Source organism: Vandammella animalimorsus, from assembly GCF_002285285.1.
GTDB lineage: Bacteria > Pseudomonadota > Gammaproteobacteria > Burkholderiales > Burkholderiaceae_C > Lampropedia > Lampropedia animalimorsus.
This window is the reverse complement of record NZ_NSJF01000004.1, coordinates 286,564-298,045: the sequence shown is the minus strand read 5'-3', so window position 1 is coordinate 298,045 and position 11,482 is coordinate 286,564. Positions and strand designations below refer to the sequence as shown.

Here is an 11,482-nt window from a genome sequence, read left to right as displayed (position 1 = left end):
GCCTGATGGCGGGCAATCGTATCGAGAACGTGAGCAGGCGCTCAGTGCGACAGGATTTTCTGCAGGAAGTCCTTGGTGCGGGGCTGGCGCGCTTCGGGGTTGCCGAAGAATTCCTGGGTGCTGCAGTCTTCGAGGATTTTGCCGCCCACGTCCATGAAGATCACGCGGCTGCCGACTTTGCGGGCAAAGCCCATTTCGTGGGTCACGACCATCATGGTCATGCCTTCGTTGGCCAGGCCGACCATGACGTCGAGCACTTCGCCGACCATTTCCGGATCCAGCGCCGAGGTCGGTTCGTCAAACAGCATGACGATGGGGTCCATGGACAGGGCGCGTGCAATGGCCACGCGCTGTTGCTGGCCGCCCGAGAGTTGGCCGGGAAATTTGTCCTTGTGCGCCATCAGGCCTACGCGGTCGAGGTATTTGAGGCCGTGGGCCTTGGCGTCGCTGGGGTTGCGCCCCAATACCTTGATTTGCGCCAGGGTCAGGTTGTCCTGCACGGACAGGTGCGGGAACAGCTCGAAGTGCTGGAACACCATGCCCACGCGGCTGCGCAGCTTGGGCAGGTCGGTCTTGGGGTCGTGCACGGGCACGCCGTCCACCCAGATTTCCCCTTTTTGGAAGGGTTCGAGCGCGTTGATGGTTTTGATGAGGGTGGATTTGCCCGAGCCCGAGGGCCCGGCCACGACGACGACTTCGCTTTTCTCGATGCGCGTGGTGCAGTTGTTGAGCACTTGCACCTCGCCATACCACTTGGAGACGTTTTTCAGTTCGATCATGGAAAACCTTTGCTGGGGCTGAGCCGCGCGGGGGCGGCCTCAACGGATGATGGCGATTTTCTGGTTCAGGTGTTTAACCAGCCTGGAGAGGGAGAAGCAGATGATGAAGTACACCGCAGCGGCGCCGATGTAGGCCTCGACCATGCGGCCAAAGTTGCGCCCGGCGGTCTCGAAGCCCTTGAGCATGTCGTAGGCACCGATGGCGTAGACCAGCGAGGTGTCCTGAAACAGGATGATGGTCTGCGTCAGCAGCACCGGCAGCATGTTGCGAAAGGCTTGCGGCAGGATCACCAGGCGCATGTTTTGCGCGTAGCTCATGCCCAGCGCCTGGCCTGCATGGATCTGGCCGCGCGGGATCGACTGGATGCCCGCGCGCATGATTTCGCTGAAGTACGCCGCCTCGAAGGCGATGAAAGTGATGATGGCCGAGAGCTCGGCCCCAACCGAGCGGCCGGTGATCAGTGGCACGAGCAGGAAGAACCACAGGATGACCATCACCAGCGGGATGCTGCGCATGCCGTTGACGTAGATGGTGGCAGGCACTTGCAGCCATTTGCTGCCCGACAGGCGCATCATGGCCAGCAGCGTGCCAAAGAAGATGCCGCCCAGTGTGGCAATCACCGTCAAGTACAGGCTGAAGTACAGCCCCTTGAGGATGTACTGGCTGACGATGTCCCAGTTGTAGAAGCTCCAGTCAAAGCCCATCTCAATGCCCCCCTGCGGCAGCGCCGGCGATGAAGCCAGGCACGCGCACGCGCTGTTCGATGAATGCCATGATGCGGTTGACGGCAAAGGCCGACAAGGCGTAGAGCGCCGTGACCGCCAGGTAGATTTCCACACCGCGGGCGGTTTCCTCTTGTGCCTGCATGGCGAACATGGTCAGTTCGGCAATGGATACGGCGAAGGCCACCGAGGTGTTTTTGAGGATGTTCATCGTCTCGCTGGTCAGTGGCGGGATGATGATGCGAAAGGCCATGGGCAGCAGCACGTAGCGGTAGCACTGCAGCGTGGTCAGGCCCAGCGCCATGCCGGCATAGCGCTGGCCGCGCGGCAGCGATTGGATGCCAGCGCGCACCTGCTCGGCAATGCGCGCCGAGGTGAAAAAGCCCAGCGCCAGCACCACCAGCACAAAGCCGGGCAGGGCGCGCATGGCGGGAAACAGGCTGGGCACGACGTGGTACCAGAGGAAGATCTGCACCAGCAGCGGGATATTGCGAAACAGCTCCACCCAGGCATTGCCCAGGCGCACCAGCCAGGGGCTGTTGGGCAAGGTGCGGATGGTGCCGATGACCGAGCCCACCAGCAGTGCCAGCAGCAGCGACGGCCCGGCCACGGCCAGGGTCCAACCCCAGGCCGAGAGCATCCAGTCCAGGTACGTGATGTCTCCGCCTTTGCCAAAGCAGCCTTGCACCACTTCGTTGCTGATGTTGTCCTGGCAAAAGACTTGCCAATCCCAGTTCATTGCGTCCTCCTGATGACCAAGCCAGGTCTGCGCCCAATGCAGCGCCGTATGCACTGCGGATTCGGGCGGCCTAGGCGCTGTTGAGATTCAGTATTGCGGGCGGCCTTTTCGGTCAAAACGCCGCATGCTGCGTTGGAAAATGCTTGCAAGGTGTGTAAGCCTGCGCGCATTTTCGCCTTGCATCTGCGGCTTCTGCCTCGAAAAACCGCTTTGCAAACCAAATCTCAGCAAGCCCTGCCGCAGCCAGATTCAAAAACGCCCCGTCGGCGGGAGCGGCGTCCTGCCAACGGAGCGTTTGACGGGGCAGCAGGCCTGCGGCCCCGGGCTATTGTTTCCAGGCGTTTATTCCACCTGGTAGTCTTCCATCGGCTTGCTGTTGGGGTCGGCCCAGGCTTTTTTGGTGCTTTCCGACAGCTGCAGATTGACCACGGTGTTGGCTGGCGGCGTGGGCTGCAGGAACCACTTGTCCCACAGTTTCTCCAGCGTGCCGTCCTTCATTTGGCGCTCGATGCTCTTGTTGATCGCGGCCTTGAAGGCGTCGTCGTTCTTGCGCAGCATGCAGGCGATGGGCTCGACGCTGAGGACTTCGCCGACGATGCGATAGTTGTCCGGTGTGCGCGATTTGGAGATATTGGCCGCCAGGATGGAGCCGTCCATCACGAACACATCGGCGCGGCCGGTCTCCAGCAGCAGGAAGCTGTCGGCGTGGTCCTTGCCCATGACTTCCTTGAAGCTCACGCCCTCGGCGCGGCGGTGCTTGCGCAGCGTTTGCACCGAAGTCGTGCCGGTGGTGACGGCAATGGTCTTGTTGTTCAGATCAGCCACAGACTGGATGCCCGAGTCCTTCTTGGTGGCCATGCGCACTTCTTCCACGTAGGTGGTGTGGGCAAAGTCCACTTCCTTCTGGCGAGCGCGGTTGTTGGTGGTCGAGCCGCATTCGAAATCGACGGTGCCGTTGGTCACCAGCGGGATGCGGTTTTGCGAGGTGATGGGCTGGTACTTGATCTTCAGCGGTTTGCCCAGGTCTTTTTCCAAATCCTTGATGATGTTTTCTGCCATCTCGGTGTGGAAGCCCACGTACACGCCATTGCCCAGCGTGTAGCCCAGGCCGGAGGACTCACGCACGCCCAGCGTCACCTCGCCGGAGTTTTTGATCTTCTCCAGCGTATCGGCTTGGGCCACGGTGGCCGTGGCAGCGGCGGCCAGAATGGCCAGGGCAAAAACTTGTTTTTTCATCACGTGCTCCTTTGATGGAATGAATGCAGAGCCGCCTTTGTACATCAGCGGCGTAAGAGCCAGTTCAAAGCCTCCGCACGCTAGGCAAGGGAAGCGGATGAGGGCGGTCTGCAGCGTTGCACAAAGCCTTGCCCTAGCCGGGGCTATGGCAGTGTTTTTGTGCCTTTTGCAGTCCATCCAAAACCGCTTTTTGCGCAGTCGCACCGAAACTCTGAACGGGTTCTAAAGCGGGGCATTATCGCAAAATGCTGAATCAGGATTGATTGACAGTTTTGCTGGCCCTGTTGTTGGCGCTCATAGGGGTATAGAGCGCATCCTTGGGGCGCAGCCAGAAGTGCGGCTGGCCGTAGTGCTGGCGCAGGAAGTCGATCCACAGCCGCACGCGCAGCGGCACGTGGCGGCGCTCGGGCAGTACGGCGTAGATGCCGTTGGGCGGTGCGGCAAAGGCTTCCAGCAGCTGCACCAGGCGGCCTTGTGCCAAGTCGTCTTGCACCTCCCAGAGGCTGCGCCAGGCCACGCCGTGCCCGGCCAGGCACCAGTCGTGCAGCACCTGGCCGTCGCTGCAGTCCAGCCAGCCGCGCGGTTTGATGTAGACAATGTGCCGCGCTGGCTCGCGTGGCGCGCTTGAATGGCGCGGCCGCCCCTTGCCACCAGATGGCTGGCTTTGGTCATCCGGTACGGAAAAGGCCCAGCCCCGGCTTTGCGAGGCTTCGCTGGACAGGCCCAGGCAGTTGTGTTGCGCCAGCTCGGTCGGGTGGCGCGGCTGGCCGTGCTGGGCGATGTAATTGGGCGCGGCCACGCACAGGCGGCGGTTGTCGGCCAGGCGGATGCTCACCAGGCTGGAGTCGGGCAGATCGCCCACGCGCACCGCGCAGTCGTAGCCTTCGCCGGTCAGGTCCACCAGGCGGTCGCTGAGGTTCAGCGAGATGCGCAGCTGCGGGTGTTGGGCCTGGAACTGTGGCACCAGCGGCGCCACATGGCGGCGGCCGAAGCCAGCCGGTGCGGTGATGCGCAGCGAGCCGCTGGCGCGCACATTGCCGGCCGAGACGCTGGCCTCGGCGTCCGCCCAGTCGGCCAGCAGGCGCTGGCAGTCTTCTAAAAAAGCTGCGCCTTCACGCGTCAGGGTGATGCGGCGCGTGGTGCGCACCAGCAGCTTGACGCCCAGGTGCGCCTCCAGCGCGTCGAGCCGGCGGCCGACGATGGCCGGCACCACCTGCTCCGACCTGGCCGCAGCGCTGAGGCTGCCCTGGCTGGCCACGCGCACAAAGGTTTCGATGGCTTTGAACTTGTCCATGGGGGCTGCGCTGGGGGCTGAGATGGAATGTTACGGCGGAGTTCTGGCCTGGCATCTGCGGCTTTTGCCTCGGAAAAACCGCTTCGCAAACCCAATCTCAAAACCCCTGAGGGCTGGGCTGTCTTTTACTACTGCTGTGTGCTGCATAACCGCGTTGCGCGGGCTAATTTTTTACTTTTCGTCAATGGCGATTGTATTTTTGCTTGTCTGATACGGACTGAAAGATTGCATACAGTACGCCCTCTCGATCATTTTTACCGGAGTGTTTTCATGAGTTCCACCCGCACCCCTGTGCATGGCCTGCAAGTGGCCCCGGCGCTGAAGTCCTTTGTGGACGAGCAGGTGCTGCCTGGCACTGGCATCGACAGCGAAGTGTTCTGGAAGGGCTTTGCTGCCATCGTGCATGAGTTCGCGCCCAAGAATGCTGCATTGCTGGCTGAGCGCGAGCGGCTGCAGGCCGAGCTGGACAAGTGGCACCGTGCCCACCCCGGCCCGATTCAGGACATTGGCGCCTACCGCAGCTTTCTGGAAGGCATTGGCTACATCGTGCCCAACCCGGCCGACGCCCAGGCCACTACCGAGCAGGTGGACGACGAGCTGGCCAAGCTGGCCGGGCCGCAGCTGGTGGTGCCCATTCTGAACGCGCGCTATGCGCTCAACGCGGCCAATGCGCGCTGGGGTTCGCTGTACGACGCGCTGTACGGCACGGACGCCATCCCCAGCGATGGCGGCGCCGAGGCTGGCGCCGGTTACAACCCAGTGCGCGGCGCCAAGGTGATTGCCTATGTGCGCCAGTTCCTGGATGCGGCTGCGCCGCTGGCCAATGGCTCCTACCAGCAGGCCACGGGCCTGGCCATCGAGGGCGGCAAGCTGGTGGTCTCGTTGGGCAATGGCCTGAGCACCGGCCTGCAGGATGCAGCGCAGCTGGTGGGTTACCAGGGCCAGGCCGATGCGCCCTCGTCGGTGCTGTTGGTGCACAACGGCCTGCACATCGACATCCAGATCGACCGCAGCACCCCCATCGGGCAGGGCGACGCGGCCGGCATCAGCGACGTGGTGTTGGAGGCGGCGCTGTCCACCATCCTCGATTTGGAAGATTCCGTGGCCGCCGTCGATGCTGAGGACAAAATCGCCGGCTACGCCAACTGGCTGGGTATCCTCAAGGGCACGCTGACTGAGCAGGTCAGCAAGGGCGGGCGCAGCTTCACGCGGAGCCTGAACCCGGACCGCGAATACACCGGCGTCGATGGTCAGCCCCTGCGCCTGCATGGCCGCTCGCTGATGTTCGTGCGCAATGTTGGCCACTTGATGACCAACCCGGCCATCCTCTGGGGCGAGCAGGGCCAGGAAATCCCCGAGGGCATCATGGACGCGGCCATCACCACGGCCATTGCCATGCACGACCTGCAAGGCCACGGCCAGAACGGTATCCGCAACTCGCGCAAGGGCTCGGTCTACATCGTCAAGCCCAAGATGCATGGCCCGGCCGAAGTGGCCTTTGCTAACGCCTTGTTTGGCGCCGTGGAAAAGCTGCTGGGCCTGCCCGAGCACACCGTCAAGCTCGGCATCATGGACGAGGAGCGCCGCACTTCCGTCAACCTCAAGGCCTGCATCGCCGCCGCCCCGGCGCGCGTGGCTTTCATCAACACCGGATTCCTGGACCGCACCGGCGATGAAATCCACAGCGTCATGCAGGCCGGCCCGGTGTTCCGCAAGGGCGACATGAAGACCAGCGCCTGGATCGCCGCCTACGAGAAGAACAACGTGCTGGTGGGCCTGTCCTGCGGACTGCGCGGCCGTGCGCAGATCGGCAAGGGCATGTGGGCCATGCCCGATCTGATGGCGCAGATGCTGGAGCAGAAAATCGGCCACCCCAAGGCTGGCGCCAACACCGCCTGGGTGCCCTCGCCCACGGCCGCTACCCTGCACGCGCTGCACTACCACCAGGTGGACGTGCCCAGCATCCAGGCCGAGCTGGGCCAGACGGACTACGAAAGCGTGCGCGATGGCCTGCTGGCCGATTTGCTGCACATCCCCGTGGTGCAGGCGGCCAAGTGGAGCGAGGAAGAAAAACAGCAGGAGCTGGACAACAACATCCAGGGCATCCTCGGCTACGTGGTGCGCTGGATCGACCAGGGCGTGGGCTGCTCCAAGGTGCCCGACATCAACAACATCGGCCTGATGGAAGACCGCGCCACGCTGCGCATCTCCAGCCAGCACATCGCCAACTGGCTGGCCCATGGCGTGGTCAGCGAGCAGCAGGTGCGCGAGACCTTCGAGCGCATGGCCGCCGTCGTTGACGCACAAAACGCGGGCGACCCGCTTTATCAGAACATGGCTGGGCGCTTTGCCGACTCCTACGCCTACCGCGCCGCCACCGACCTGGTGTTCAAAGGGGTGCAGCAGCCCAGCGGCTACACCGAGCCCCTGCTGCACGCCTGGCGCCTGCGTCGCAAGGCGGCCGCCTGAGGCAGCGGTTTGCCGCACCGCGCTGTGAAAAGCCCGCTTCCTGCAAAGGAGCGGGCTTTCAGTACGTCCATCTGTGGCCTATTCGCGCCGAAATCGTGAACAGGCTTTGAGTCTCGGCTTTCAGCGCTGCAGCCAGCTCTTGACGCGGGTTTGCAGCCGGGGCGGGATGGCGCGGGCCACGGGGCGCAGCGCAGGCATGGCGCGCAGCCGCACAAGTTGCGTCAGGATGGTGCTGCGCAGGCCCTGTGCGCCGCCATGCAAGCCTGTTTGCTGGTGGGCTGGGGCGGCCTGCAAGGCCCGCGCGAAGGCATGGGCACCAGCCACGGCCTGGGCTGTGGCCTGGGAGCTGGCGGCGGGTGCGCCGTCGTTGTTGGCTGGGGGCAGGTAGTGCTGTGCATAGTCCCAGCTTGGCGTGTGCTCGGCGGTGTTCTGGGCTGGGTACTGCGCCAGTGCCGTGGGCAGCTCGGGCGGTGTGGGCGCATTGCCGGTGAGGAAATGCCGCTCGCGCAGGGCCAGCAGATGTTCCAGCCATTGCGCGGGCGTGCAGTCCCAGGGCAGAACCCAGCTCCAGGGCCGGCCTGCAACGCGCTCGGCAAAGGCGCCCAGGTCGGGCACAACCACGGGCAGGCCTTGCTGCAGCGCCGCGCTGAGGGTATAGCTGTAGGTCTCGGGCCACTGCGCGGGCAGCCAGACCAGATCGGGCGCCAGGCGCTGCAGGATGGCCGGCAGGTCTTGCTCGTCGTATTGGCCATGCACGTGCAGCGCGCTGGCCGGGGCGGTTTGCAGATGGCGGTAGGCAAAGCCGATGAGGTGAAATTCCAGCGCCGCGCCCTGCTGTTTGGCCAGGCGCGCCACGGCTTCGAGCACGTCGGCGCCTTTGATGACGCTGAGCGCACCGATGACGGCAATGCGCAGCGGCCGTTGGGCTGGCAGGGGACGCGGTGCGGGTTGGGGCAGGGCGCTGGCCTGCACATCGGTGTGCGGCGCCAAGCGCACCCGCGCCTGAGGCGCAAAGCGCTGGATGCGTACAGCCGCGTCCAGGCTGGGGGCCAGTACCTGGCGCGCGCCTTCGAGCAGCAGCCGGTTGCGCAGGCGCCAGCCGGCGATGTCCTGCTCGACGGCGGGGATGGGCGCCGGGTGCTGGCCGCCGCAGCATTCGCCCTGGGCATCGACTTCGTAGCGGCCGCTGCGCCCAGTCATGCTGATGTTGGTGCAGAAGCTGTAGAAGTCGTGCACGGTGAAGTCGTACTCCATGCCCAGCAGCTGCGGCAGCTCCCAGATCAGGCGTTCATGGCCCAGCAGGTGGTGGTAGTGGATGTGGGCCACGGGCAGGGCCTTGAGCCATTGCAGCAGCTCATCGCGCTGCGTACCCAGATCGAACAGCAGCGACCATTGTTTGGAAAGCCGGGCCTGTGGCTGGGCGGCGGCGCTGATGTGGGTATCGGGATTGGCGTCGGCCTCAGCTTCTGCCTTTGCCTGTGCCGCCGGGGCGCATTCGATGAGCTGCAGCTGCACGCGCTGCGCGCCCGCCGGGCGCAGCGACAGGAACACGGCTTGCTCGGCCAGGCTTTGCGCCAGCTCCAGCACATGGCGCTCGGTGCCGCCGCCGCGCTGGTGCTGCACGGCCAGCACGATGGGCTTGCGCCCTGCGTCGGTGTGGCGCAGCCAGTCCACGGCCAGCCGCGCAGGCCGGGCCGGGTCGCGCGCCAGGAATTCATGCACCTGCAGCTCGTAGCTGGGGTGCAGCTGGCGCAGGGTTTGCATGGCGGCCTGCTCGCGCGGGCTTTTGCTCTCGCCAAAGCTCACGCCGCCGGTGTGCAGCACGTAGGTGTCCAGCGCATGCAGGTTGCGCCAGCCCTTGGCGATGGCGCGTTGGCAGAAGTCGTTTTCCTCGCCGTAGCCCTTGCCGAAGTGCTCCTCGTCGAACAGGCCCACGTCCTGCAGGCAGTCGCGGCGGATGTACATGCAAAAGCCCACGCCGGTGGGCACGTCCACATGGGCGCCGGCATTGGCCTGGGCAAAGAGTTGGTCCAGCGAAGCTGTGGTCTGCCCTGGCGGCAGGGGGTTGGCGGCGCAGAACACCGGGTAGCTGCAGATCGTCGCATTGCTGGAAAAGGGCGTGACCGTGCCAACGTTGGCAGCGGCGTAGGCCGTGCGGCGCAGCCGGTCCAGCCAGTCGTTGGCCACTTCGGTATCGCTGTTGAGCAGCAGCACGTCGTGGCTTTGCGAGGCCTGCATGCCCCGGTTGACGGTGCCCACGAAGCCCAGGTTCTGCTCGTTTTCCAGCAGCGTGATGCGCGGCTCGGCCGCGGCCTTCTGGCGCAGCCACTCGGTGACTTCGGGCTCGGGGCTGCAGTCGTTGATGACGATCAGCCGGTAGGGCGCGCGCACCGGGCTGGCCAGCACCGATTCGACGCACAGCTGGGTGTCGGCCAGGCCGCGGTAAACCGGCACGACGATGTCCACGGTCTCGCCCAGCGGCGCGGGCACGGGGGCGCTGGCGGCTGGGTCTTGGGCAGGGGCGCCTGCCGTGGCATTGGCCAGGCCAGCCGGTGCCGGTGGCGGGGGGGCTGCGGGGTTGGCAGCGGTCTGGCCTGGGCCTTGCAGCAGCTGGCGGCCCCAGTCGCGCATGCGCACCAGCGGCCTGGTGTAGCGGAATGGGCGCGAATTGCGCATGTTTTGCAGGTGCTCGGCCATGCCGCGCAGTTGCTGGTGCAGATCGGCCACTTCGGCCTGGGCCTGGGCGCGCTCGGCAAACACTTGCCGCGCTTCCTGCTCGGTGTGCTGCCACCGGGCCTGCAGCGCTTCGTGTGCGGTGTGCAGCTGGGCGCGTTCGCCCTGCAGTTGGGCATGGGCCTGGGCCAGTTGCTCATGGTCGCGCCAGATCTGCGCCAGGCGCTCGCCCTGGGCCTGCAGCTGCTCGTGCAGTTGGCGCTGCGCGCGCTCCAGTGGTTGCACCTGGCCCACCAGGCTGAGGTAATCGGCCGACATGGGCCAGCCCAGCTCCACTTCCAGCGTCAGCGGGCCTGGGGATTCGGCCTGCTGCAGCCGGGCCAGGTCCAGCGGAAGCTGCAGCCAGGGGTCGTCACCGGTCAGTATCAGTGGCATGGCTTGCGCCTGGCCCAGCAGGGCGCCGCCCCAGGCGATTTGTTGTGAGGGCGCGGCTTGCAGCAGCGGCTGGCCGTCGGCATCGGGCTGCCACTGCCACAGCGGGCGCTGCTGCGCATCGAACAGGCGCAGCGCGTGCAGGTAGAGGATGCCAGGCCGGTCGGCGGGGTCCAGCCGCAGCCCATGCAGCTGCGCCGCTGGTACGGGCAGCGCAAAGCGCAGGGTTTGCCGTGGCTGGCCTATGGCGCCGGGCTGCACCAGCTTGCGTTCTTCGGCAAAGCCCTGGCCCTCGTCCCAGTACAGCTGGGCCGAGAAATGGGCCTGGCGCGCCAGCGTCTGGCCGGGCAGTGCCTCGGCCTGTGGCAGCAGCCAGGGCGTGTTGTCCGGCGCCTGGCCCTCATGCGCTGAGGCGCTGACGATGAACTGGTAGGTCAGCGCATCGGGCGCGGCCAAGAGGTAGCGCGCCGCGGCGGGCGGCAGGGCGTCGAAGGCCTGCTTGAACTCCGACTCCTGCAGTGGCCGCTCGATGGCCTGCAATTGCTGCACCTGCCAGCCTTGCTCTTGCAGCAGGCGCAGCAGCGAGCGGCGCGTGAAGTGGCGCACATGCGTGGCATCGAGCAGACCTTCTTCGCGGTAGCGGAACTCGCCCTCGACCAGCTCGGCGACCAGCCCCGCATAGCTGCTGTTGGGGATGGAGATCAGCAGCTGCCCGGCTGGCTTCAGCAGCTGGCGCAGGTCGGCCAGCACGGCCTGGGGCTGGCGCAGGTGCTCCAGGATGTCGGCGCAGACGATGGCGTCGTAGCGCTGCTCGCCAAACAGTGCGCTGGGCAGCGTCAGCTCCAGATTGGCGACGGCGACCTGACGATAATAGGGTCTGGCCAGTTCCGCCTCGGCATCGTTGAAGGTCACGCCATCGACGGTGCATTGCTTTTTCGTGTGCAGGTACTGGCCCAGCGCGCCGCTGCCGCAGCCCAGGTCCAGCACCTGGCTGCCCGGGGCGATTTCCTGTACCAGCACGGACAGGGAAGTGCGCTCGCCGTCGTCGATATTGCGCAGGTAGATGTGCAGTTCGTTCGTGGAAAGTGTCATCGTCTCTTGTCAACCATTGGCCTGGGCATTGCCGGGCCAGCTCTG

7 protein-coding genes are annotated in these 11,482 nt (G+C 65.3%); 1 reads left to right on the top strand and 6 read right to left on the bottom strand.

Annotation, left to right across the window (positions count from 1 at the left end; genetic code table 11):
* Window positions 1-41: 41 nt before the first annotated feature.
* The 5 genes from CK620_RS09560 to CK620_RS09540 form a co-directional block, all read right to left on the bottom strand.
* Complete coding sequence (locus CK620_RS09560) at window positions 42-779, bottom strand: amino acid ABC transporter ATP-binding protein (RefSeq protein ID WP_095539878.1); 738 nt, start codon at window positions 777-779, stop codon at window positions 42-44.
* Window positions 780-818: 39 nt separating this feature from the next.
* Window positions 819-1,484, bottom strand: a complete 666-nt coding sequence (locus tag CK620_RS09555; RefSeq protein WP_095550092.1) for an amino acid ABC transporter permease — start codon at window positions 1,482-1,484, stop codon at window positions 819-821.
* Window position 1,485: 1 nt separating this feature from the next.
* Window positions 1,486-2,241, bottom strand: a complete 756-nt coding sequence (locus tag CK620_RS09550; RefSeq protein WP_095550091.1) for an amino acid ABC transporter permease — start codon at window positions 2,239-2,241, stop codon at window positions 1,486-1,488.
* A gap of 342 nt (window positions 2,242-2,583) precedes the next feature.
* Complete coding sequence (locus CK620_RS09545; protein WP_095542168.1) at window positions 2,584-3,477, bottom strand: amino acid ABC transporter substrate-binding protein; 894 nt, start codon at window positions 3,475-3,477, stop codon at window positions 2,584-2,586.
* Window positions 3,478-3,730: 253 nt separating this feature from the next.
* Complete coding sequence (locus tag CK620_RS09540) at window positions 3,731-4,771, bottom strand: LysR family transcriptional regulator (protein ID WP_095550090.1); 1,041 nt, start codon at window positions 4,769-4,771, stop codon at window positions 3,731-3,733.
* Window positions 4,772-5,041: 270 nt separating this feature from the next.
* Between CK620_RS09540 and CK620_RS09535 the strand changes: the two genes are divergently transcribed.
* Window positions 5,042-7,240 carry a malate synthase G gene (locus tag CK620_RS09535; protein WP_095550089.1) on the top strand — a complete coding sequence of 733 codons (2,199 nt, stop codon included), beginning with the start codon at window positions 5,042-5,044 and terminating at the stop codon, window positions 7,238-7,240.
* A 120-nt stretch (window positions 7,241-7,360) separates the two neighbouring features.
* On the opposite strand, the gene CK620_RS09530 is transcribed toward CK620_RS09535, so the two are convergent.
* A complete protein-coding gene (locus tag CK620_RS09530) occupies window positions 7,361-11,437 on the bottom strand; it encodes a methyltransferase domain-containing protein (protein WP_095550088.1) in 4,077 nt (1,358 codons plus the stop codon).
* Between the last annotated feature and the right edge of the window lie 45 nt (window positions 11,438-11,482).

Coding starts and splice junctions, on each gene's coding strand:
- CK620_RS09560 (WP_095539878.1), bottom strand. CDS start 779: ATGATCGAACTGAAAAACGTCTCCAAGTGGTATGGCGAGGTGCAAGTG.
- CK620_RS09555 (WP_095550092.1), bottom strand. CDS start 1,484: ATGGGCTTTGACTGGAGCTTCTACAACTGGGACATCGTCAGCCAGTAC.
- CK620_RS09550 (WP_095550091.1), bottom strand. CDS start 2,241: ATGAACTGGGATTGGCAAGTCTTTTGCCAGGACAACATCAGCAACGAA.
- CK620_RS09545 (WP_095542168.1), bottom strand. CDS start 3,477: ATGAAAAAACAAGTTTTTGCCCTGGCCATTCTGGCCGCCGCTGCCACG.
- CK620_RS09540 (WP_095550090.1), bottom strand. CDS start 4,771: ATGGACAAGTTCAAAGCCATCGAAACCTTTGTGCGCGTGGCCAGCCAG.
- CK620_RS09535 (WP_095550089.1), top strand. CDS start 5,042: ATGAGTTCCACCCGCACCCCTGTGCATGGCCTGCAAGTGGCCCCGGCG.
- CK620_RS09530 (WP_095550088.1), bottom strand. CDS start 11,437: ATGACACTTTCCACGAACGAACTGCACATCTACCTGCGCAATATCGAC.